Origin of the sequence: Acinetobacter sp. 2JN-4 (genome assembly GCF_003687745.1) — a bacterium.
In the GTDB taxonomy this organism is placed as follows: Bacteria; Pseudomonadota; Gammaproteobacteria; order Pseudomonadales; family Moraxellaceae; genus Acinetobacter; species Acinetobacter halotolerans.
The window spans coordinates 1-22,962 of record NZ_RDNY01000011.1 but is presented as its reverse complement, the minus strand read 5'-3'; the positions used below and the strand labels follow the sequence as shown (position 1 = coordinate 22,962).

At 40.4% G+C, this 22,962-nt stretch carries 20 protein-coding genes; 11 read left to right on the top strand and 9 right to left on the bottom strand.

What is annotated here, in order from left to right; translation table 11 throughout:
• Window positions 1-6: 6 nt before the first annotated feature.
• Window positions 7-489 carry a YchJ family protein gene (locus EAH57_RS14005; RefSeq protein WP_121930592.1) on the bottom strand — a complete coding sequence of 161 codons (483 nt, stop codon included), beginning with the start codon at window positions 487-489 and terminating at the stop codon, window positions 7-9.
• On the bottom strand, window positions 486-2,063 hold the full coding sequence (locus EAH57_RS14000) for a TerC family protein (RefSeq protein WP_121930591.1): 1,578 nt from the start codon (window positions 2,061-2,063) through the stop codon (window positions 486-488). Before EAH57_RS14000 ends, EAH57_RS14005 begins: the two co-directional genes overlap by 4 nt.
• A 316-nt stretch (window positions 2,064-2,379) precedes the next feature.
• Here EAH57_RS14000 and EAH57_RS13990 point away from each other — a divergent pair, with 316 nt between their 5' ends.
• Window positions 2,380-3,000: a TIGR00730 family Rossman fold protein gene (locus tag EAH57_RS13990; protein WP_121930590.1), complete on the top strand. Its 621-nt coding sequence runs from the start codon at window positions 2,380-2,382 to the stop codon at window positions 2,998-3,000.
• A gap of 51 nt (window positions 3,001-3,051) precedes the next feature.
• Here the strand turns inward: EAH57_RS13990 and EAH57_RS13985 are convergent, their stop codons facing one another.
• Window positions 3,052-5,034 (bottom strand): choice-of-anchor I family protein, encoded by a 1,983-nt coding sequence (locus EAH57_RS13985; RefSeq protein ID WP_121930589.1) that lies wholly within the window; start codon window positions 5,032-5,034, stop codon window positions 3,052-3,054.
• A 164-nt stretch (window positions 5,035-5,198) separates the two neighbouring features.
• Here EAH57_RS13985 and mdtD point away from each other — a divergent pair, with 164 nt between their 5' ends.
• From mdtD to EAH57_RS13945, 8 genes are all read left to right on the top strand, one after another.
• Entirely contained in the window at window positions 5,199-6,596 is a 1,398-nt protein-coding gene (mdtD, locus tag EAH57_RS13980) for a multidrug transporter subunit MdtD (RefSeq protein WP_121930588.1), read from the top strand.
• A gap of 55 nt (window positions 6,597-6,651) precedes the next feature.
• The gene (locus EAH57_RS13975; protein WP_121930587.1) at window positions 6,652-7,410 is read left to right on the top strand and encodes a GH25 family lysozyme; all 759 of its coding nucleotides are present in this window, start codon (window positions 6,652-6,654) and stop codon (window positions 7,408-7,410) included.
• A gap of 1 nt (window position 7,411) precedes the next feature.
• Window positions 7,412-8,467 (top strand): DNA polymerase IV, encoded by a 1,056-nt coding sequence (gene dinB, locus EAH57_RS13970; RefSeq protein ID WP_171407478.1) that lies wholly within the window; start codon window positions 7,412-7,414, stop codon window positions 8,465-8,467.
• 298 nt (window positions 8,468-8,765) lie between these two features.
• Window positions 8,766-9,488 carry a two-component system response regulator CreB gene (creB, locus tag EAH57_RS13965; protein WP_121930585.1) on the top strand — a complete coding sequence of 241 codons (723 nt, stop codon included), beginning with the start codon at window positions 8,766-8,768 and terminating at the stop codon, window positions 9,486-9,488.
• Between the two features lie 3 nt (window positions 9,489-9,491).
• Window positions 9,492-10,958: a two-component system sensor histidine kinase CreC gene (gene creC, locus EAH57_RS13960; protein ID WP_121930584.1), complete on the top strand. Its 1,467-nt coding sequence runs from the start codon at window positions 9,492-9,494 to the stop codon at window positions 10,956-10,958.
• 75 nt (window positions 10,959-11,033) lie between these two features.
• Window positions 11,034-12,437: a cell envelope integrity protein CreD gene (creD, locus tag EAH57_RS13955; protein ID WP_121930583.1), complete on the top strand. Its 1,404-nt coding sequence runs from the start codon at window positions 11,034-11,036 to the stop codon at window positions 12,435-12,437.
• A gap of 61 nt (window positions 12,438-12,498) precedes the next feature.
• Window positions 12,499-12,702 (top strand): hypothetical protein, encoded by a 204-nt coding sequence (locus tag EAH57_RS13950; RefSeq protein ID WP_121930582.1) that lies wholly within the window; start codon window positions 12,499-12,501, stop codon window positions 12,700-12,702.
• Between the two features lie 77 nt (window positions 12,703-12,779).
• Window positions 12,780-13,136, top strand: a complete 357-nt coding sequence (locus EAH57_RS13945) for a RidA family protein (protein ID WP_121930581.1) — start codon at window positions 12,780-12,782, stop codon at window positions 13,134-13,136.
• Here the strand turns inward: EAH57_RS13945 and EAH57_RS13940 are convergent.
• The 4 genes from EAH57_RS13940 to EAH57_RS13925 form a co-directional block, all read right to left on the bottom strand.
• The gene (locus tag EAH57_RS13940; protein WP_121930580.1) at window positions 13,133-13,669 is read right to left on the bottom strand and encodes a DUF2726 domain-containing protein; all 537 of its coding nucleotides are present in this window, start codon (window positions 13,667-13,669) and stop codon (window positions 13,133-13,135) included. The two genes, EAH57_RS13945 and EAH57_RS13940, sit on opposite strands and share 4 nt — an antisense overlap.
• Window positions 13,670-13,964: 295 nt before the next feature.
• A complete protein-coding gene (locus EAH57_RS13935) occupies window positions 13,965-16,340 on the bottom strand; it encodes a YgiQ family radical SAM protein (RefSeq protein ID WP_121930579.1) in 2,376 nt (791 codons plus the stop codon).
• A 187-nt stretch (window positions 16,341-16,527) separates the two neighbouring features.
• The gene (locus tag EAH57_RS13930; protein WP_121930578.1) at window positions 16,528-17,034 is read right to left on the bottom strand and encodes a hypothetical protein; all 507 of its coding nucleotides are present in this window, start codon (window positions 17,032-17,034) and stop codon (window positions 16,528-16,530) included.
• A 103-nt stretch (window positions 17,035-17,137) separates the two neighbouring features.
• Window positions 17,138-18,373: an MFS transporter gene (locus EAH57_RS13925; RefSeq protein WP_121930577.1), complete on the bottom strand. Its 1,236-nt coding sequence runs from the start codon at window positions 18,371-18,373 to the stop codon at window positions 17,138-17,140.
• 240 nt (window positions 18,374-18,613) lie between these two features.
• On the opposite strand from EAH57_RS13925, the gene EAH57_RS13920 reads away from it, so the two are divergent.
• Together EAH57_RS13920 and EAH57_RS13915 are read left to right on the top strand one after the other, a co-directional pair.
• Complete coding sequence (locus tag EAH57_RS13920) at window positions 18,614-18,832, top strand: DUF2798 domain-containing protein (protein ID WP_121930576.1); 219 nt, start codon at window positions 18,614-18,616, stop codon at window positions 18,830-18,832.
• A gap of 385 nt (window positions 18,833-19,217) precedes the next feature.
• Complete coding sequence (locus EAH57_RS13915) at window positions 19,218-19,718, top strand: lytic transglycosylase domain-containing protein (RefSeq protein ID WP_034594865.1); 501 nt, start codon at window positions 19,218-19,220, stop codon at window positions 19,716-19,718.
• 62 nt (window positions 19,719-19,780) lie between these two features.
• On the opposite strand, the gene cysK is transcribed toward EAH57_RS13915, so the two are convergent.
• Entirely contained in the window at window positions 19,781-20,782 is a 1,002-nt protein-coding gene (cysK, locus tag EAH57_RS13910; RefSeq protein WP_121930575.1) for a cysteine synthase A, read from the bottom strand.
• Between the two features lie 254 nt (window positions 20,783-21,036).
• Entirely contained in the window at window positions 21,037-22,662 is a 1,626-nt protein-coding gene (locus EAH57_RS13905; protein ID WP_121930574.1) for a Na/Pi cotransporter family protein, read from the bottom strand.
• Window positions 22,663-22,962 lie beyond the last annotated feature (300 nt).

The window sequence follows — 22,962 nt, the reverse complement described above, 5'->3', positions numbered from 1 at the left end:
ACAAACTTAGATGAATTGTTCACAACATTGCTTAAATTTTTTCCCCGAACCACAAATGCACGGTTGTTTCATGGTGATTTGCATATCTAAAGTCGGATCGAGGAAATACCAACGCTGTTGATGTCGCACAAAATGTGAAATTTCGTGATGAATATGAAGTTGTTTCCCATCATGGTTTTTATCGCGGTAATGCGCTTTAAACTCAACCAAGGCATGGGTTTTATCCAATTTTGGTTGATGTTGGATGACTTCTAATTTGAGCCATTGATTGGACTGACTCCAATCGGTAATCACAGCCTGATCTAAACTAGCCTGCTGCCCTAGAGCCGTTGTTTCAAGAATGTAATCAATTTGCTGTAAGGCAAAAGCACTATAGCGCGAACGCATGAGTTGTTCAGCAGTTTCAGCAAATTGTTGTTTCAAATGTAGGGGCTGACAGCACGCAGCATATTGCCCTTGTCCACATGGACAGTTTGGTGAGGAAATCATTTTTCGTCAGTTTTCTCTTTGGCAATAATGCGCACTTTTTCAATCTTGTGCCCATCCATCGTCACCACTTCAAAACAATGTCCGTCTGCTTCGACCATTTCACCATTTTCAGGTAACCGACCGAGATGGAATAAGATATAGCCTGATAAAGTGGAATACTCTTCACTTTCATCCACCAAATCTTTACCCAATAATAAAGACACATGGCGAATATCGGTTGAACCTTCTAATAGCATAGAGCCGTCATCGAGCGTTTCTGCCGCTGCTTCAAGCTCATCTTCATCAGGGAACTCACCCGCGATCGCTTCCAATATATCAATCGGCGTTGCAATCCCTTCAATCGAACCATATTCATTCAATACGATTGCCATTTGTAACGGTGCTTGGCGTAATTGCTCCATGACCATTAAAACTTGTGCGTTCTCATGCACAATCACGGGTTCGCGTAAATGTTTTGCAAAATCAATCGAACCTGTTTCAATGTATTCATTCAATACTTTATGCGTGAGTACGACACCTTCAATATTATCCAACTCTCCCCGCGCAATAATCAAACGCGAATGTGTCATTGCCATCAAGCGGTCTTTTAATTCTGTAGGATCATCATCTAAGTCTAACCATTCCAATTCTGGGCGTGGTGTCATCACCGACTTCACAGGTCGCTCAGATAGCCCTAAAACACCCTGTACCAAGACACTATGATAAACGCCATTGTCTTCATCAAAGACTTCTTTGGCATAGGCTTGTGTAGCGAGTACATCCTCTGTTTCTTTGTGCTGCTCACCAGCGCCTTTACTACCTAACATACGTAATACAGCGGATGCAGTGCGGTAACGTAAATCGGTTGTGGTCACCAGCTTCTCTTGGTTACGGCGCATAGTCTGATTCACGGCCTCAACCAAAACTGAGAAACCAATTGCGGCGTATAAATAGCCTTTTGGAATATGAAAACCAAAACCTTCAACGATCAATGAGAAACCAATCATCATCAAGAAACCGAGACACAGGATCACCACGGTTGGATGTTTATTAACAAAGTCCATCAATGGTCGAGAGGCGATCAACATAATCCCGATCGCAATCGTCACCGCGATCATCATCACAGATAAGTCTTTCACCATACCCACAGCGGTAATCACACTATCCAGTGAGAACACGGCATCAAGCACAACGATTTGAACAACCACCATCCAGAACACCGCATGCACTGGATTTTCTTCTTTGAGCACTTGCTTGCTTTCTATCCGCTCATGCAGCTCCATCGTTCCCTTAAACAATAAGAACGCCCCACCAAACAGTAAAATTAAGTCTCGACCTGAAAATGCATGATCAAAAATTTGGAACAATGGTTCAGTTAAGGTAATCACCCAAGCAATAGACGCGAGTAACACCAAACGCATTAACAATGCGAGAATTAAACCAATTTTACGCGCAGCATTACGTTGTTCTGGTGGTAATTTTTCAGCTAAAATTGCAATAAAAACAAGGTTATCAATACCCAGAACGATTTCAAGCACCACCAGTGTCGCTAAACCCACCCATGCAGCAGGATCAGACATCCATTCAAAAATCATAGTGCTGACTCCTCTACATAATCAGCTTGAAACTGATCATTGAATAGATCGGCATAAACAGCCCAAACATTTTTTTTAGAAAAAGAGAACAAAGCAGAGCGACAACAACCACTACTCATAGAGGTACATTTATTAATGAAAGGATTTTTAGTATAGGTAAGATTTCAACAAAATTCATCATTTTTTATATGGGTGTTTTTTAATTCTGTTCTAGCAATAACGAAAGAACTTTGTATGGGAAATGTGCATAAAACTGTCATAAAATTCATTTAGCCTAGACAAGCACAATGAAAATGATAAGGTAAAAATAAATTAGATGAATAGTGTATTTAGAATGACCGTTAAAAAAACCATTCCTCCCATAAAAACAACCCTCCCGCTAATTGCATTGTATTGTGGTTCTCGTCCCGGCAACAATCCGATCTATCGTGAAAAGGCAATTGAACTTGCCCAACATCTCGCTACACAGAATTTTGGTATTGTTTATGGCGGTGCCAGTATCGGCCTCATGGGACAAGTCGCAGATACCGTACTTGAACACGGTGGTGAGGTTGTTGGGGTTATTCCTGAATTTATGCTGGACTATGAAATTGCACATAATCAACTGACGGAACTGCATGTTGTGAGAAGTATGCACGAGCGTAAAGCATTGATGGCTGAACGTGCCAATGCCTTTATCGCGCTACCAGGTGGACTCGGCACTTTCGAAGAAATCTTGGAAATCGCCACTTGGGGGCAACTCAACCAACATCAGAAACCGATGATCATTTATAACGTGAACCGTTTTTATGATGCCTTAATTGCTCAACTTGATCACGCCGTTGATGAAGGCTTCTTACCCCCTCAACATCGTGCCAAAGTGATTATTTGTGAAAATACTGAGCAGATTTCAAATGTGATTAAAAATCTCAACTCACCTGAACATGTGGCAATGTGATATGCCGTGAAAAAAGCGGATCAGGTTCGATCCGCTTTTTTGCGTTTAGACTTACTGTGCCTTGACTTGGTAAATGGTGGTTGTGCCACTGACTTCATTCCCCACCACCAACAATGCTTTTCCATTCGGAGAATCTTTGGCTGAGATAAAGATTAAACCTTCAGGCCCAAGATCACCATGCTCAGATAATGCGGTCGATGGATCAGCCTGATCCCATATTTCACGAGTATTTAAGTAATCTTGGAAAATTGGCTGTTTTGGATTACTGACATCAAACGCCATCACCCCACCCATCCGCTCAAGCCCTAGGAACAAGAATTGTTTATTGCCAATCTTACCGATGGTGAGACCTTCTGGCTCTGGACCTTTGCTGCTACTACGGCCACCCAATGTATTGCCTTTTTCATGGTTGCTGTTAAACCAGTCTTTACATGGAAGATTACGTGACTTGCCTAATTTACATTGATCACTGTTCAGGTATTGTTCAATAAAATCACCTGAGTCATAGGCGATCTTGACTTGGTTTTGTGTATCCCAAATCGAGAATGAGCGAGCGCCGAGCAGATATAACTCGTCATACATTAAATAATCGGTTAATGGATTACCATTGACCCCGATTTTATCACCCGCTTTTGAGTAGTACACAGGTTTGCCATTTTCAGTTTGATAACCTTGTGTCCATGTGATTTTTAAACGGCCTAATTGTTTGTCATCACGACAATCACCTGCATCACCTTTGCTTGCACCACAATAACTAAAGGTGGTTGGATTCAAATGTGCGCCCGCAGCTAAATCACGTAATTGTGCTGGCAAATCATCGGCACAACGGCGATCGAAACCGTCTTTATGTACTAGATGCTTGACGCGCCACTCTTCGACCAGACCTTTGCGATTGTCATTGTCGCAACGTTGTAAGCTATTCTGCTCAAAGTTTTTGAGTTTAGTCAAACCAAAGTACTCGGCGGTATTTTCACCCCACGCCCGTGCATCGCCCTCATTGGCAGAGATCAGATAAGTTTTTTGATCTGCTGCGGTATATGCGGTGATTGCATCAGGATGATAAATCCCTTTCAACCCATTCCATGTCTTGATCATAATATCTTGGACGGTTTTCTTGCCATCAAAGTCACTGACATCCAAGCCATTACTTGAGTTTTTAGTTGGATCAAGCATCGACTTAAAGCCACTGTCGCTGAAGCCATGATCCTTATAACCCATTGCCTTGATCGAGGTCACAGTGGCCGTAGCGATGTCCAAAACAGCAATGGCATTATTTTCTTGCAGTGCCACCCAAGCGGTTTTGCCATCATCAGAAACCGCAATATATTCAGGCTCTAAATCTTGAGCAACCGTGGCATTAGGTCCAAAAATACGCACACCTTTGGCAACCAACGCCTCTTTCTGGCTATTAAAGGCTTCAAAATCAGCTGTCTTGACTGTTGGCTTGCTGATATCACTGACATTAATCACACTGATCGAACCTTCTGGATCAATTTGATAGTCATCAGATGGCTCACCTTCATTGGCCACCAATACTGTTTTTCCATCAGGTGTAAAGGTCAACATATCAGGCAATGCACCGACTGGCACATGGCTCAATCGTTTTAGATCACTGGCTTGGTAAAACGCCACAAAACCATGATCAGTTTTATTGGCTGATTCAACTGCCAATGCAATAATGCCATTCCGTATGCTGACACTATTCACCTTTGCACCTTCGGCGATATCATCTACGGTCAGTGATTGTAGATAAGTGGGTTTTGCAGGATCGGAAAGATCCAATACGTCCAATGCCCCAATTTCTGCATTCACGACAAAAATACGTTGCGTTGCTGGATCATAGGCTGGGATTTCAGCAGCACTTTTCGCAAAAACACCGGATTCGTAACGATTTAGAAAACTCAGCTGAATACGTTCTGGCGTTGGCTCAATCACTTCTTTGCTAGGTATCTTGTTTTGCTTATTATCATCATTACACCCCATTAACCCCACTGATAGCATTGCAGTCAGTAATACTGAAACCTTAAATTTCATGATCAAATTCCATACATTTTATTTTGTATGGCCAATTTAGTGTTTTGAGATGCAAATTCGATGACACTTTCATGTCAGTTCAATGACCACTCTTTGACAATTTTTGTCTTTATTTCAATGTCGATTGCATTAAACTAAAACGGTTATTTTATTCATCGCGACTCATGGCAACAACCACACATCAAGCTGTACAGCCCGAATTCCGATTGTTGGTGTTATTGGTTTCCATTGGCTTTTTTATGCAGGCATTGGATACCACCATCGTCAATACGGCGATTCCAATGATGGCGCTGCAACTCAATGAAAATCCACTACAAATGCATGGCGTGATTGTGGCCTACGTACTGTCTGTGGCTGCGTTTATACCACTGAGTGGCTGGTTGGCAGATCGCTTCGGTATCCGCAATACCTATCTCGCCGCAATGGTCATTTTTAGTTTAGCTTCGCTTGGTTGTGGCTTATCTCAGAATCTAAATCAACTGCTGGTCTGTCGTGTGATTCAAGGCATGGGCGGTGCATTGTTAATGCCTGTCGGACGACTCGCTTTATTAAAGCTGATTCCACGTACGCAATTTCTATCGGCCATGAGTTTAATGAGCCTTGCAGGTCTGATTGGTCCTTTGATGGGCCCCACCCTTGGCGGCTGGTTGGTTCAGGTTGCAACATGGCACTGGATTTTTTTAATTAACCTGCCCATGGGCGTACTCGGCGTGATCATGGCACTCAAAGTCATGCCAAATCACAAAGAGCCGACCGTAAAATCATTTGACCTAAGTGGTTTCATCTTATTAATCATCGCCATGGTCGGGCTTTCATTGGGAATTGAAAATATTGCCGCACCACAATACTCAGGCATCGTCAGTATCAGCTTATTGGTGATCGGGAGTATTGCAACGTTAGGTTATGCTTATCATGCACATAGCCACCCAAATGCACTGTTTCATGGACGTTTGTTTCGACACAAAATTTTTTCCATCGGGGTGTTGGGCAATTTCTTTGCGCGTTTAGGCAGTAATGCTATTCCCTTTATTTTACCGCTGATGCTACAAGTCGCTTTTGGCTTTGAACCTTTTATTACAGGTTTAATGATGATCCCAATGGTATTAGGTTCATTATTTTCCAAACCAATTGTTCGCCCACTCATTCAACGTGTCGGCTATCGTCGCTTTCTACTGACCAATACGGTTTTGGTTGGCTTGTGTATTGCCAGTTTTGCTTTAATGACTGCTGCAACACCGCTTTGGCTCAAAATTGTGCACCTCTTTATTTTTGGCACACTCAACTCACTCCAATTTGTGGGAATGAATACCCTTACTTTAAAAGATTTACCTCAGCACGATGCCAGCAGTGGCAATAGCTTCTTATCCATGATTATGATGCTCTCCATGAGTATCGGGGTAGCTTTGGCAGGAACATTGATTAATCTGTTTAGTCAGTATTATCCAACGGCATCCATTACCACAGCATTCCATGCTTCATTGATTACGCTGGGTTGTATAAACATCATTACCGCGATCGTGTTTTGGCAGATTCCAAAAGAGACCACAGATGAGCTGAAATAGCATCCACTCCAAAATCACGTTATGATGATTATTTTAAAATCGCTGTAAAATTTACATGCCAAAATCGAATCAAAAACCCGTATACCAACGCCATAATACCTATGTGAGTATTGGGCTTGCGAGTCTGTTGGGTGTTTTGACGTATTTCGGTGTGTTCTATCAGCAAAAAGCATCTGCACAAGATTATGCCATTCGTGGCTTTGATGTATCTCATCATCAGGGTGAGATTAACTGGAAACAAATTTCACCTGTCCAATATCAATTTGTCTATCTCAAAGCCACAGAAGGCGGCGATTTTAAAGATCGAAAATTTCAGGACAACTGGCTCAAAGCACGTGAACAAGGTCTACATGTGGGTGCCTATCACTTCTATCGTTTATGTCGCGATGGCAAAGTACAGGCAGACAATTTCATTGCCACTGTGCCCAACAAAACCGATGCTTTGCCACCTGTCATTGATTTGGAATATGACAGTAACTGTATTAATACCTATACCAAAGAGCAGTTACTCAAAGAAATTCAGCTCATGCATGATCAACTGCATCGACATTATGGCAAACAACCAATTTTCTATATTTCTAAAAGTTTTTATCACATTGTATTGATGGGAAGTTTTACCGACACGCCACTTTGGGTCAGAGACTATGACGGCAAACCTGAACTCAAAGATGGGCGAAAATGGTTATTTTGGCAGCATAGTCAAACAGGTAAAATTGACGGTATTGCAAAGCCTGTTGATTTAAATGTCTATGCCGAATCACCACAGCAGTGGCGTATGTTTTTAAAAGAACAAGGCATTCAGGATGGCAAATGAACTGCGTAAAATCATCCATATCGACATGGATGCCTTTTTTGCTTCAGTCGAACTCAGAGAGCGCCCTGATCTCAAAGATTTGCCGGTGGTGATCTCCTCGCATCATCCTCGTGCGGTGGTTGCGGCTGCATCTTACCCTGCTCGAGTCTTTGGTTTACGTTCTGCGATGTCGATGGGACAAGCCAAAAAACTGTGCCCACAAGTAATTGTGATTGAGCCAAATTTTGAAAAATATCGTGAGGTTTCAGCACAAATCCATCAGATTTTTCAGCAATACACCACGCTGATTGAACCACTGTCTTTAGATGAAGCCTATTTAGATGTCACTGAAAATCTAAAAAATATCCCAAGTGCCACCGAAGTTGCGACACAGATCCGTTCGGATATTTTCACAATGACAGGACTGACGGCTTCTGCAGGTGTGGCACCGAATAAGTTTTTGGCAAAAATCGCTTCGGATTGGAATAAACCGAATGGCTTATTTGTCATTAAGCCCCATCAAGTGATGCAATTCATTCAAGACTTAGCATTGAGCAAAATTCCAGGTGTCGGCAAAGTTACCTATGAAAAACTAAATCAATTGAATTTACACACCTTAGGTGATCTACAAAAAATCGAAGAAAACGTTCTTATCCATCATTTTGGAAAATATGGCAAACAGCTTTACTTATATGCACAAGGCATCGACCACCGCCCTGTCAAAGCTGAACGAGAACGTCAACAAATTTCTAAAGAGATTACCTTTGATGACGACTATAACCTCGATCAATGTGCTCCGACATGGCAGCCATTGACGACAAAAATCTGGCAAAGTTTAGATAAAAAACAACTCACAGCACGAGGCGTGAATGTCAAACTAAAGCTCAAAAATTTTCAGGTCTTACAACACAGTAAAAGCTTTAAACACCCGCTACAGTCTCCACAAGAATTATTACAAGTGGTTATGCAATTACTGAATGAAATGCATATTGATCCTAACTTTCAGTTTCGTTTAGTTGGTGTTGGGGTCTATCAGTTGCAACCGATTCAACAAGAATCCCAACTTTCCTTATGGTAATGTCGTTTTTTTACACAAAAATATCATTCACCCTGAAATTTATGTTTGCTTTTTATGCAGTTTTCAGTACTCTAGACAACGCAGTAGCATTATCCATGTTGCTTGCTCTTGCTAAAGAAATCCTCGCTTTTAGCATTTGCTCCTGTGGTTGGCGTGACGATCAAATCCGAATATTACAGGGCACTTCAAGTGTCCTTTATTTTATTAAATAATTATAAAAATGAGTATTACTACTTTTCTCCACCACATCTTCCGCTAAACTAACCCAATAAAATTAGAAAATATTGATTAGTTAATCATGATGAATCAAAAACAAATTCTATGTGTTGAAGATGAAGCAGCGATTATTCTTCCTCTACGTTATGTACTTGAACGCGAAGGCTGGAGCGTTAGTTGGGCAAATACAGGTGCTCAAGCACTACAATATCTTTCAGAACAAACTTTTGATTTTATTATTTTAGATGTCGGTTTACCTGATCTGAATGGTTTTGAAGTCTGCAAACAGCTACGCCAAAAATATCAAACACCTTTATTATTCCTCACCGCACGAGATGACGAAATTGATCGGGTTGTTGGTTTAGAAATCGGCGCAGATGATTATTGTACAAAACCTTTTAGTGCACGGGAAATTGTGGCAAGAATCAAAGCCATTTGGCGCAGAATGGAAATACAGGCGCAAAATATCTCATCACAACCATCAATCACCCAAGCAGAAATAACCCTACAATCTGCGACGTGGACGTGCAATCCACAATCACTGCAAATTCAATACCATGGAAAACCATTACAACTGACACGTTATGAATATCGTTTGTTATTTTTACTGATTCAACATCCTGAACAAGTCTTTAGCCGACAACAACTAATGGATCATATTTGGGAACACCCTGAGCATAGCTTAGAACGTACAGTTGATACACATATCAAAAGTTTAAGGCAAAAGCTAAAGCAAATTACTCCTAATGATGATCCGATTCGGACGCATCGAGGGTTTGGGTATAGTTTAGTGAGATTAGGTTAATCAATGTCCATCTTTATCCGCATTTGGTTTTTCTTTAGCTTGGTGGTGGTGCTGAGCCTGAGCTTTATTGCCTATACTTTGAATCAACAGGTCAAACCAAATGTCCGTCAAGTGGTCGAAGATACTCTTGCCGAGAATACCAATATCATTGCCCAACTGATTGCAGAAGATGTAGCACAACAAAAAGTCAGTACACCTGAATTTGATCAAAAAATTCAAGCAGCATTATCTCGCCAACTCAATGCCACAATTTGGCAGCATCAAAAAGATAAAATCAACCAACAACTGTATATTACTGATCAGCACGGTGTTGTCATCTATGACTCCGAAGGTCAAGCCGTTGGGCAAGATTATTCCAAATGGAATGATGTTTATCTGACCTTACGCGGCAAATACGGTGCACGTTCTACTGCAACCAACCGTTATGACCGAAATAGCAGTGTGATGCATATTGCTGCACCGATTATCTACAAACAACAATTAATAGGTGTGGTCAGTATCGGTAAACCAAATCAATCCGTACAACCATATATTGCACGCGCAGAACGTCAACTGATTCATCAAGCGTTATGGATCGCTGCATTGAGTTTATTACTTGCAAGCATGGTGGCATATTGGTTAAGACACAGTATTGATAAAGTGCGTCGTTATGCTCAAGCGCTAGCACCCGTCAATCAAGCTCCATTTTTCTATTCTGCAAAAGAGCTCAACCAAGTGACTCAAGCATTGAGTGACATGCGAGAGAAACTCGAAGATCGTGCTTATGTCGAGAACTATGTCAATACGCTAACCCACGAGTTAAAAAGCCCACTCACGGCAATTCAAGCCAGTGCAGAACTATTACAAGATGATCTGCCTTTAGAAGACCAACAACAATTTGCAGCACATATTGTTGAGCAAAGTCATCGCTTGCAATCCTTAATCGAACGCATGCTGTTGCTCACACGCCTAGAGAAGAATCAGCATGCTTTAGAGTTTCAAAATATTGATTTATCAAAATTGATTCGGGACTGCGTGATACAACAACAGAGTGCTTTCCAAATTAAACAGATTCAAATAGAGCTGAATCTTCCTGAAGATTTCTCAATCTATGCTGATTCATTTTGGCTTAAACAAGCAATCAATAATGTCTTAGATAACGCAAGAGACTTTTGCTCTGAACAAGGTGTTCTCGCCATTCAACTCAGGGAAAATACCGACACTAATGGTATTGAAATTCTATTATTCAATGAGGGTGAAGCCATTCCTGAATACGCTTTAAATCGTGTCTTTGAAACCTATTTTTCATTACCACGTCCGCATAATCAGCAACGGAGCACAGGTATTGGTCTGAGTATTGTGCAGCAGATTATTCAACAGCATCAAGGTCACGTCACCATTCAAAATATCCCTGAAAATTATTTGAATTTCTTAGAGCAGCACAAATCAGGGGTACTGGTAAAAATTATACTTCATCGAAACTTCACATAAGCTTCAATTGCAACTCATTTAGAACGCATATGGATTCGTGATACTGGTCATATCACAATGACAATGGAATCCACCATGCGCAGAAACTTTATTAATCTGAAAATAGGAGCGATTTTGCTCCTGATTTTGATTTTTTATATTGGTCTTTTTTTCATCTCTAACTTGGTAGATGAGCGCAAAAGCTATCAACAACAAGTGATTCAGGACATTGCGAAAGAACAAATTCGCCCACAACAAGTGATTGCACCCTATTTAAAACTTCCCTATCAAATTCAAACCACATGTACCGATGAACAAAAGAAAACTTACGATTGTACGCAAACAGCATTTATTACCCTAGGCGCAGAAACAACAGACTGGACAGCTCAATTTAAAGTTTCAGACAGCACCTACAAACGCAGTATGTATAAAGCGATTAGTTATCAAAATCACATGCTAGGTAAAGGTGTATTTAAAGGCGCCACGATTGAACCGCAACGCAACTATCTTTGGAATCAAGCTGAAATCATTTTTCCTATCCAAGATGCTCGCGGTCTAAACGCCAAGCCAACATTTAATATTGATGGAAAAAATTATAAGTTTGGCTTTTCTGAGCAAAGCCAAGGACAGCAAGGCTTTGATCTACTACATATCACCAGTAAGCAATATCCTGAACTGATCCAAAAATTCCAACAGGGTTTTAGCTTTAACCTGCAATTTGATCTAGAAGGTTTAAGCGAATTTGCATTTATCCCAACCAGTTACGAAATGACTTATCAAGCTAAAGGCAATTGGGGTGATGTGAAATACGATGGTCAAAGTTTACCGTTTAAGAAACTCAGCAAAAGACAACTTTTTGAAGCGGACTGGAAAAATATTGCTTTAGGTAAACGTAATTTAGATCGTCTCTCAAGCTGTGAAAACAGTCAGTGTTTTTACCAAACTTTAAATACTAAAAGCAATCTGATCAGTGATGTTGAAGCTGCTTATGCTACTTCAAATGTATCTTCAAACAACATTTCTGGTATTTCGACGCAGTTTTTAGAACCCGTTAATATTTATACCCAAACTGATCGTGCCATCAAATATGGCATTATGGTGATCATTATTACCTTTGGTTGCTTCTTTTTATTCGAGGTTTTGAAGAATCTTAAAATTCATCCTGTTCAGTATGCTTTGGTTGCCATGGCACAAGGCGTATTCTTCGTCTTATTACTATCAATCAGTGAATATTACGCTTTTTCCCTTGCCTATCTGATTGCGGCAGTTGCATGTATTGGCTTGATTACTTGGTATTTATACTTCGTCGTTCAAGGTTTTAAAGCCACCATACTCTTCGGTGTTTTACTTAGTGCTTTATACGGCATGATGTATCTATTACTACAATCCAGCGGAAAAACTTTCTTATTCGGCTCCATTTTGTCTTTCATTTTAATTGCATGCGTCATGTACATCACACGCCATGTCAATTGGTATCAATCCGAACAACAAAACATCTAAATGAATCGGGCAAGGTCATATCTTTGCCCAATTTTTAACAATGATGATAAGGAATAAGACCATGTATCACACGTCCACTTCAGCTTTAAGCCAACTCAAACAACTGTGTCCCAACCAGAGCTCAATTGCGAGCTGTTTAAATCAACTTCGACAAGCCGAAATTCAATTTCTGAATCTAGGCAATATTATTATTTGCCCACAATCCCGCTCTATTTTGATTTTCAAACAACGTAAATTAATGGAAATAGATATTTTTTCAGCCTAATTTATACAAAATTACACTGTGCTAAGAATGCTTCAAGTACAATCTTATAGATACATTTTTGATTAGGTAGCATCTCTATGTCTGTGCAACGACTGCATGTCACTTCACGTTTTTGCGAAGTCGCAATTTCAGGAAATCTTGTTCATTTGGCGGGTCAATTGGCAGATGATACCAGTGTAGATGTGAGCGCACAGACTCAGCAAACCTTAGACCATATTGATCGTTTACTTGCCGAAGCAGGTACCGATAAGACCCATATTTTGTCGGTATTGATTTTCTTAAAAGATATCGAAAAAGACTATGCAGCAATGAATGCCGTTTGGGATGCATGGATTGCTGAGGGTCATCCCCCAGCACGTACCTGTGTAGAGTCTAAACTATACGCACCTGAGGTCTTGGTCGAAATGACCGTAACTGCGGTACGTCCAGATTAAAATGACTTTGCCGCAAACACATTGTATTTCATTATATGTTCAGTGTGCGGCATCGGACTTGAAATCTTTGAGGTAGCAGAACTCATTGGATCAAACAAATCAGGGATCAAGTCTTCACGTAATTCTTGTTCAGTTGGAATACTGCTGTAACGAAAAACACGATATCCAGCCAATTCGAGTAGGCTGTCTTGATAATGCTTTTGATTCAGACGATTGACATAAGATTCATCTGCAATCTCAACAATCGCAAGCACCTGATGTTGTTGATCAAGCACCACAAAATCAGCAACCAAACCCTGATACTTACGTCGTGTATGGCTAAACTTAGTCGTAAGCAAGGCATCAAACGATACATGTGCCAATATCGTATGACGGTGCAAAACGGCTTGTAAACGCATTAAAGTAATTTGCTCAGCAATATTCAAAATACCACGTCGCTTTAATGGACTATCTTGACGCCGATTTTGATGTAAATGTCGAAGTGCAAGTGCTGTAATTAACAGCAAACCAACTATTGTTATGAAATAATACATTTCTAACTAATCCCTTTAGATTTTTTATAATCATTTTTGGCTTTATGCCAATTTTTTAATCAATAACAACGATAGTAAAGTTATTTTAACAGTTCAAACTTGAAGTTCTTAATCGTTCCTACCAAAGTCGTAAAAGCTTGCTGTCTTGTTATTTATAATCAGCATATCGCAAATATTCAAGTCGATATTGTCAGTATATGTTTCCATAGAGTATAGTTTTGAAATTAGACTGCGAACCATTTATCATTTTTATATAAAAAGAAGGCATGCTTCCACATGCCTTCTTTGATGCTAATTAGCGATGTGTTTTCGCTTTGGCTTTCGGCTTGCCTGAAAATGGTCTTTTCTCACCAGTTTCGCGCGGTGGCAAACCCGTGTGTTGGGTCAGTATTTGACCTTTTTGCGGACGTTTTTGACCCGCTTGTGGTTGCGATTGATTGCGTTTTGCTGAATCTCCCGCGACGGTCGAGTTCTTCTTACGCGCAGATTTATATTCACTCTCAGCAGTACCTTGAGGCTGATAAGTCGGGATCAAATGCTGTTTTGAGTTACCAATCAAGTCAGGTCGACCCATTTCTTTTAGCGCCTCACGCAACAATGGCCAGTTATTTGGATCATGGTAACGTAAGAATGCTTTATGCAAACGACGACGCTTATCGCCTTTGACAATATCGACATTTTCCGTATAACGCGCCACTTTAGACAATGGATTTTTGCCTGTGTAATACATCGTGGTTGCCGTTGCCATTGGCGATGGATAGAAGGTCTGTACCTGATCGGCACGGAAACCATTCTTCTTCAACCAAATCGCCAAGTTCATCATGTCGTAATCGGTCGTACCCGGATGAGCAGCAATGAAGTAAGGAATTAAATACTGTTCCTTGCCTGCTTCCTTACTGAAACGCTCAAACATTTGTTTAAAGCGATCATAAGTGCCAATACCCGGCTTCATCATCTTCGATAATGGACCTTGTTCGGTATGCTCAGGTGCAATTTTTAAATATCCACCGACATGGTGTTGTACCAATTCTTTGACATATTCAGGATTCAATACTGCCAAGTCATAACGTAGACCTGAACCAATCAGAATCTTTTTCACACCTTTGATTTCACGTGCTTTACGATAAAGCTGAACCAATGGTGCATGATCGGTATGTAAGTTTTGACAAACACCCGGATAGACACAAGATGGCTTGCGACAGTTCTTTTCAATCTCAGGATCATTACAGTGCAAACGATACATGTTTGCCGTTGGACCACCTAGGTCTGAAATAATGCCTGTAAACTGAGGTGCGGTATCACGAATCTTTTCAATTTCACGTAAGATCGACTCTTCCGAACGGTTTTGAATAATACGTCCCTCATGCTCAGTAATTGAACAGAAGGTACAACCGCCAAAGCAACCACGCATGATATTGACTGAGAATTTGATCATATCAAAAGCAGGGAAACGCGCATTGCCATAAGCAGGATGCGGTAAACGTGCATAAGGTAAATCAAAGACATAATCCATTTCCTCAGTGGCTAGAGGAATCGGAGGCGGATTAATCCAAACATCACGTTCGCCATGACGTTGAACTAAGGCGCGCGCATTACCGGGGTTAGTTTCAAGATGCAAAATACGGTTGGCATGTGCATAAAGGACCTGATCATTCGCAACCTCCTCATAAGAAGGTAAACGGATCACCGCAAGTTCACGTGGTGGCAGTTTATGCTTAATCGCTTTTGATGGTGCAGGTTTGAGCTGTACGATCTGTGTATCAGGATCTAAATTATCCCCTTCACGGACAATTGGGTTTGCCACAAATTCTTTTTGAAAATCTTGATATTGTGCCAGTGAGTTGCCCTTTTCTTTTTCAACTTCACAGCCATCAATATCTTCAGTCATCACATAAGGGTTAATGATTTGATCCACACGTCCGATGCTATCGACATCATTACTGGCGATTTCAACGAACTTTGCTTTTGAATTTTTATTATGCTTATTGATAATAAATGCAGTACCACGAACATCAGTAATCTCGTGGACTTTTTCACCTTTCGCTAAACGATGCATTACATCGATAATGGCGCGCTCACCATTGCCGTACATCAATAAATCGGCCTTAGAGTCCATCAAGATTGAACGACGAACTTTGTCTGACCAATAATCATAATGTGCAATACGACGTAAACTGCCTTCAATACCACCAAGTAACACAGGTACATCTGGAAATGCCTCACGACAACGCTGACAATAGACTGTTGCCGCACGATCAGGGCGTTTATTGGCTTCGTTATTTGGTGAGTATGCATCATCCGAACGGATTTTACGATCTGCCGTATAACGGTTGATCATTGAATCCATGTTGCCTGCGGTTACGCCCCACGCAATGGTTGGTTTACCAAGTACACGGAAACTTTCAGCATTGGTCCAGTCAGGCTGCGCAATAATACCAACACGAAAACCTTGCGCTTCAAGCACACGACCAATCACACCTGATACAAATGAAGGATGGTCAATATATGCATCGCCACAAACTAAAATAAAGTCACATGCATCCCAGCCGAGGAGATCCATTTCTTCTCGTGACATCGGCAAAAATGGTGCGGGTTCAAAACACGACGCCCAATATTTGTCGTAATCAAACAACGCTTTTGGCGCGGTCTGCATGGTATAGGCAGTAGACATAGCTTGCGAATCTCGGCTAGCAATAAGGAAGAGAGAGGCATCTCGGAATTTTTGATGCCAAAATGAAAGCTGATCAGTTTAACATGAATTCTATTCATTTTTATAGATTAAAAAACATACAAAAAAGATTCCCCATTCTCTCGCGTTTAGAGAATGGGGAAATATGGTGATAACTAATTGATAATGTTTAGGCTTCGTTTAAAAAACCTTCCTTAATCTCTGTTGGCAAGTCTTTATGCCACCACGCATAAATTGATGCTTTGATATTCTCATCTTCCTCAGGATCGTTAAATGGCTCATCATCTTCTCGAATTAACTCATCCCCATTAAATTTGAACCAAAACTCCCAAGGATCATCATCGCCACACCCCCATGCTTGGGCATGTATCTCTGGCAGCAAAGCTTTTAAAAAAAGTAAAATATTTTCAATGTTTTCATCGCCAGAAGAACCATGAACAAAATCCAAAACTGCATACCCTGCCTCATAATATAAACTTTCTGGTTCCAAATCATATTCAGGCGAATCAATTTGATCGAGCAAGTCTTGTGCGGCTTCCACACTTTCTGGATTGATGGCTAAAGCAGCTTGTAAGAACCGTTCCGCATTTCCCTCATGTTCCTTAAATAAGACTTCTAATTGCCCCATTATTTTTGCATCTGGATGCTTATAATAAACACGACTATGTAATTCCATTGCTCTTTCCCCACGATAAAAAATCTAAAAAATATGATAATGCTTTAAATTAGCACTTGCTTAAGTTACTAAAATCCAATGATTTTTAGCAAGCCCTCGGCGACTATATCTGTCGCTTTATTTTACGAGAATATCCTGTTTTTTTTGAGTCACCCAAATAAAAGGTGAGCATGAAACCTATTGCCAAGACCACACCCACACTTAAATTAATGCCGAGCCAGCCAAAGTTTTCCCAAATCAAACCGCCGCTGCTCCCCAACACACTAGATCCTAGGTAATAGCAAAATAAATACAGTGATGAAGCCACTGCTCGATATTGCACGGCTTGTACCGAGACCCAACTACTTGCGGTTGAATGGGCAGCAAAAAATGAAAAGGTAAAAACAGTTAAACCAATTAAGATGGCCCAAAGCGATGGGATCAAGGTAATCAATAATCCAATGATCATACTCAACAATAAAAATGGCAGAACCTTATCCCGTCCGTATTTAAAGCCCCATTGTGCCGCTTTAGGTGAACTATAAATTCCTGCCAAATAGGCAATCGAAATCACCCCAATCCATGTTTGTGATAAATGAAAAGGCGCTTCTAACAAGTGATAACTGATGTAATTAAACACCGTCACCAAACACCCCATCAGGATAAAACCTTGAGCAAATAAAATCCGTAATTTTGGATCTTTGAGATTCTGTTCAAAAGCAGCTTTAAAGCGAGAAAAACGGAACGGATAGGGTTGGAAATGCTGAGATTTTGGTAATAACAGATAGAATAAACAGGCGATTATGAGGTTGAGAAATCCAATAATATAAGTAGCAGATTGCCAAGAAATAAAATCGACCAACACCCCTGCAATCAAGCGACCACCCATGCCCCCAATCGCGGTTCCAGATATATAAAGTCCCATCGCGAAACCAATATCTTTTTGTGCGATTTCTTCCCCGATGTAGGTCATGGCTACGGCTGCCACACCACTGACCGCTAAACCAATAAAAATACGGGTACCTAAAAACACTTCCCAAATCGGGAAAGAGGCACTAATCAACAATAAAATCGAAACCAGAAATAAGGCAAAGACCATAATCGGTTTACGTCCAAACCGATCTGAAATAAAGCCTGTAAATAACAGACCAGTTGCCAATGCAATGGTGGAGAAAGACAAAGGAAAACTACTATGCGTCGGGCTAACCTGAAAGAATTTTGCAAAAATCGGCATCATTGGTTGAACACAATAGAGCGATGAAAATGAAGCAAAACCTGCAAAAAACAATGACCATAAAATTGAAGTAAACGATTTAGAACCATACTCAATATGGCTTGGGCGTAAAACTGATTCAGACATGACCACTCCTTATGCCTGATCAGTATACGCGCGTTCTCATCAAAATAATCAATGACAATATTGGTGACTTTTCACTTAAATTTTCACAACAACACATTCAAGTTTAGTCGGTTGATATGCCCAACAATGATTATCCTCATCCCTTAAGCTCCTCTAATTCACTTTTCACCTTTTCGAGCGAACACGGTATGATAGCGATTGGCCATACCTTTTTATCCGAACCACTCAAGAGGCTAACCGATGAAGGCAGCTACGCTTTTATTTCCATTAATTCTATCTTGTATGATGTCATTTCTAATTTCTGGAATCACCACTTTAAAAGCATTAGGCTTCGTTGAAAATTTCTTTTCCATGTGGATGTCAGCTTGGATGATTGCATGGATGTTTGCTTTTCCAAGTGTACTGGTCTGTGCACCTATCGCTCAGAAACTTGTCGGTCTCATTCTTAAAAACCGCTAAGCATATTTATCTTCGATAACAGCGTTGTAAGTTAAAGCCTACATCACTTGCAGTGAATGGCGAATATACCCGTGTACAGGTTTATTCCGTAATATATAAATCATAGAGAGGCAGGAAGTCTCATTCAGAATAACAATATACACAGGATGTGGTCGTTGACAGGAGTTAACGGCAATAAACTGAATATAAAAAAGTCTCGACAGGATGTCGGGGCTTTTTTGTTTGTACTCAGTAAAATAACCACACTTGACGGCATGAATTTAACTTCATACCATCACCCTACTTTCGAATATGCGATTAAGTTTTTATTTTCACGATGATCACTCCAAAAAACAGTGCAAAACGCCATATCAGTAATATCGCGATATTACTTTTTAAACTCAGCATGATGTTTGCTGCTGTTTACTTAACGGCTTGTAGCCATTTAAGTGGTTCAAGCGCAACACGCGCTCAGAAATTATCAGTTGGGATTCAAAAAGCCTATTCGGTACAACCAGATACAGCCAATCGCGTTGCCCCGATGATCATTCAAAGTGCCAAACAACATGATGTTGATCCGCTCCTGATTGCTGCGATGATTCGACAAGAGTCAAGCTACAGACCTTATGTCACCTCGTCAGCAGGTGCAGTTGGACTCACACAAATCATCCCGCGTTATTGGCAAAGCACCTGTGGCGGTAACTTATTTGATGAATATACCAACGTCAATTGTGGTACTTATATTCTTGCAAAATATAATCAATCTGCGGGTAGCTGGGAAAAAGCACTGGCTTATTATAATGTGGGGCCAACGGGTTATCAGCGTAATTGGAAAATGAAGCGCCAAGGTAAAAAATATGCGAAGTCGGTTAAACATCATAAAAAAATGCTGAAAGCTGCGTTATAAATCATTGCAGCAAGTATAAAAAAGCCATGCTTTAAGCATGGCTTTTTTTGCTAAACTTATAACTAAGCCTCATCAAATAAACCTTCAAACAATACTGAAGATAAATAACGCTCGCCACTATCAGGTAAAATAACCACAATAGTTTTACCTGAATTTTCAGGACGTTCTGCGATTTGAGCTGCCGCTGCTAATGCCGCACCACTAGAAATACCGACTAAAATTCCTTCTTGCATCGCACATTTTCTCGCCCATTCAATTGCATCGGCACTATTCACGGGTACAACCTCATCGACCAAATCTAGATCTAAATTTTTCGGAATAAAGTTCGCCCCAATGCCCTGAATCTTATGTGGCGCGGGTGTAATGCTTTCACCGCGTTTCGTTTGGGTGATGATTGCCGATTCAGCAGGTTCAACTGCAACAGAATACAAAGGCTGATTTTTTATTTGCTCAAAATAACGTGAGATACCTGTAATGGTACCGCCTGTACCGACACCTGCAACCAAAATATCCACTTGACCATTGGTTGCTTGCCAAATTTCAGGACCCGTTGTTTCAACATGGATCTGCGGGTTTGCTGGATTTTCAAATTGTTGTGGTAAAAAATACAGTTCTGGATTTTCAGTAGCCAAGCGTACCGCTTCATCTACCGCACCTTTCATACCTATGGCTGGATCAGTCAAGACTAAGTTTGCACCCAAAGCTTTAAGCACTTTCCGACGCTCTAAACTCATACTCGATGGCATGGTTAAAGTAATGGGATAACCTTTTGCTGCTGCCACGAAAGCCAAGGCAATACCAGTATTACCACTGGTTGGTTCAACAATATGCATCCCTGCTTTGAGTACACCACGTTTTTCCGCATCGGCAATCAAAGCTGCACCAATACGGCATTTTACTGAAAATGCAGGATTACGGCTTTCGATTTTTGCCAGTACCGTTGCACCCGTTTTGATAATACGGTTAATACGCACTAAAGGGGTATTACCAATTGCCTCTGCATTATTTTCATAAACTGCGATACCAAGATTGGCAGGTGTTGGAAATTGTTGATCAGTAGACATGTTATTTCCTTATTAGATTTGGAATGATTCCCAATCATTATAGGCATGTCAGCCTGTGAGAAAAGTAGAAAACCTTAGCTTTTATGAAAAACAATATTTTTAGAGCATGAGATCTTATGGTTCATAATAAAAACGCATTACGCCTTAGGCACAGACCATGACAACGCTACAACTTATCACTGCATAGAAAACATAAGCCCATAAAACCTGCGATTCATATTTTTATCATTTGAAAACCCAATCACGCCACACTGTCATGATGGTAATTGAGTTGATCCCAATTCCTCATTCAATAATACTTGCTCTGTATCACCCAGTAAAATCGCCACACGACTACAATGAATTACTAAATGTTCTAACCAACGTTGTGCAGCGAGTTGGTCCAAGGTATAAGTGACCGATACTGTTCTTAATGAAGAGTCCTCGATAATTTTCTGCCGCACCAAATCTTGATGTGCTTGCATCTCAGCGGAAAAATCAGCTAACTCATCTACAAGTTTTTTTGGGATTCGCGCAAATGGTTCATGCATTAAATACGGAATAAATTGCTCAAGAATTGTTGCAAACTGATTGGCTAATTCATGAATATTTCTTTGATTTTGAATGCTTTCAATATGCGCCACACTACTTAAATCATTTTTAAGAACACGGACATACACCGCCAATCTCAATAAGATGATTAAACGATGTTGATCTTCTAAAGATTGTGAAACCGTCATTTTATCTAAATAATGCTCAACTTTAAGCAAAGTTTGATCGAACTCATCCGTTTTAACCAATGAAGTAACGACTCCTCCACGAATACAACGTATAAAAATCTCATACATATCAGCTATCGATTGCAAAAGTGCACGTTCTGCTGCTGCAATCGCCAAAGCTGGAACACTATAAAGTGACTCGTCTAAATACCGTGTGATCAGCGGTTGTTTTTCGGGCAGTAAGCGAATAATCAATTGTTCAAATTGAGACAAAAATGGCATGAAAATACATGCACCTAATAAACTAAAAGTCGTGTGAAATCCCGCAACTAAGATCACAGAATCCAATTGATGAATACTTTCAATATGATGATATGCCCATATAAATACTGGAGATAATAAAATAAATGCAAAAATGGCAGTCACAATATTAAACATGACATGAACTGCCGCTGTTCGTTTAGCACTGGTAGTCGCCCCTATCGCCGCGAGAATAGCAGTTGCAACCGTTCCGACATTTTGACCAATCACTAAGGCTAAAGCTTGTTCTAAATTAATTGTAGAGGTAGATAGTGCTGCTAATGTGGTTGTAATCGCTGCACTGGAGGATTGCAATAAGATCGTCATGAGGACACCAATAACCACAAGAATGAGTTTCATCATTAAAGTTGGTTCAGCCCACCGAGATAGATCGATTAATAAAGCCATACCACTCATGGCATCTTGTAAAAATTGAATCCCTAGAAATAACAGCCCAAAGCCTGCCAAAGTGAGTCCAATAAAACTAAATTTTTCTTTACCAAATAATTTGAGTGCCGCACCTATACCAATCAAGGGCAAGGCAAAACTGGCAATAGAAAACTTTAAACCAAGTAATGCAACCATCCAACCTGTGCTTGTCGTGCCTATGTTTGCACCAATAATCACACCAATCGCATGACTAAAACTTAATATCCCTGCACTGACAAAACCGATCGTTGCCAAAGTGGTAGCTGTGGAGGATTGAACGACAACGGTCAAACCAATCCCCGATAGTACAGCTTTGATTGGTGAGTTTGTAAATCTGACTAGCCATTGTCGCAGGGCTTCACCCGCAATTGCTTTTAGACTATCTGTCATCAGAGACATGCCTAAAAGGAATAAACCGATTCCACCCATTAACTGCACAATGACATTGAACACAAACGTTTCCTTCTTATAATTTTAAGGTACTAAAAGTACATCTAAATAATAGCTTACATTGTTCTGTTCAAATATTTATATTTGATTTACGCCTCACAATAAAGGATTGATTAAATTTAATGTGCTGTCTAAGCTCAAATTCATTATAAAACGCTATTTTTTCAATTATTCAGCGCCAATAAAAACACCCCAACCTCTTACGAGACTGGGGTGTTTAGAATTTAAAAGCTGGCGATGACTTACTCTCACATGGCAAGTGCCACACTACCATCAGCGCGAAGAGGTTTCACTTCTGAGTTC

Excerpts from the sequence above, each read along its gene's own strand:
- EAH57_RS14005 (WP_121930592.1), bottom strand. The coding sequence starts at position 489 with ATGATTTCCTCACCAAACTGTCCATGTGGACAAGGGCAATATGCTGCG.
- EAH57_RS14000 (WP_121930591.1), bottom strand. The coding sequence starts at position 2,063 with ATGATTTTTGAATGGATGTCTGATCCTGCTGCATGGGTGGGTTTAGCG.
- EAH57_RS13990 (WP_121930590.1), top strand. The coding sequence starts at position 2,380 with ATGAATAGTGTATTTAGAATGACCGTTAAAAAAACCATTCCTCCCATA.
- EAH57_RS13985 (WP_121930589.1), bottom strand. The coding sequence starts at position 5,034 with ATGAAATTTAAGGTTTCAGTATTACTGACTGCAATGCTATCAGTGGGG.
- mdtD (WP_121930588.1), top strand. The coding sequence starts at position 5,199 with ATGGCAACAACCACACATCAAGCTGTACAGCCCGAATTCCGATTGTTG.
- EAH57_RS13975 (WP_121930587.1), top strand. The coding sequence starts at position 6,652 with ATGCCAAAATCGAATCAAAAACCCGTATACCAACGCCATAATACCTAT.
- creB (WP_121930585.1), top strand. The coding sequence starts at position 8,766 with ATGATGAATCAAAAACAAATTCTATGTGTTGAAGATGAAGCAGCGATT.
- creC (WP_121930584.1), top strand. The coding sequence starts at position 9,492 with ATGTCCATCTTTATCCGCATTTGGTTTTTCTTTAGCTTGGTGGTGGTG.
- creD (WP_121930583.1), top strand. The coding sequence starts at position 11,034 with ATGCGCAGAAACTTTATTAATCTGAAAATAGGAGCGATTTTGCTCCTG.
- EAH57_RS13950 (WP_121930582.1), top strand. The coding sequence starts at position 12,499 with ATGTATCACACGTCCACTTCAGCTTTAAGCCAACTCAAACAACTGTGT.
- EAH57_RS13945 (WP_121930581.1), top strand. The coding sequence starts at position 12,780 with ATGTCTGTGCAACGACTGCATGTCACTTCACGTTTTTGCGAAGTCGCA.
- EAH57_RS13940 (WP_121930580.1), bottom strand. The coding sequence starts at position 13,669 with ATGTATTATTTCATAACAATAGTTGGTTTGCTGTTAATTACAGCACTT.
- EAH57_RS13935 (WP_121930579.1), bottom strand. The coding sequence starts at position 16,340 with ATGTCTACTGCCTATACCATGCAGACCGCGCCAAAAGCGTTGTTTGAT.
- EAH57_RS13930 (WP_121930578.1), bottom strand. The coding sequence starts at position 17,034 with ATGGAATTACATAGTCGTGTTTATTATAAGCATCCAGATGCAAAAATA.
- EAH57_RS13925 (WP_121930577.1), bottom strand. The coding sequence starts at position 18,373 with ATGTCTGAATCAGTTTTACGCCCAAGCCATATTGAGTATGGTTCTAAA.
- EAH57_RS13920 (WP_121930576.1), top strand. The coding sequence starts at position 18,614 with ATGAAGGCAGCTACGCTTTTATTTCCATTAATTCTATCTTGTATGATG.
- EAH57_RS13915 (WP_034594865.1), top strand. The coding sequence starts at position 19,218 with ATGATGTTTGCTGCTGTTTACTTAACGGCTTGTAGCCATTTAAGTGGT.
- cysK (WP_121930575.1), bottom strand. The coding sequence starts at position 20,782 with ATGTCTACTGATCAACAATTTCCAACACCTGCCAATCTTGGTATCGCA.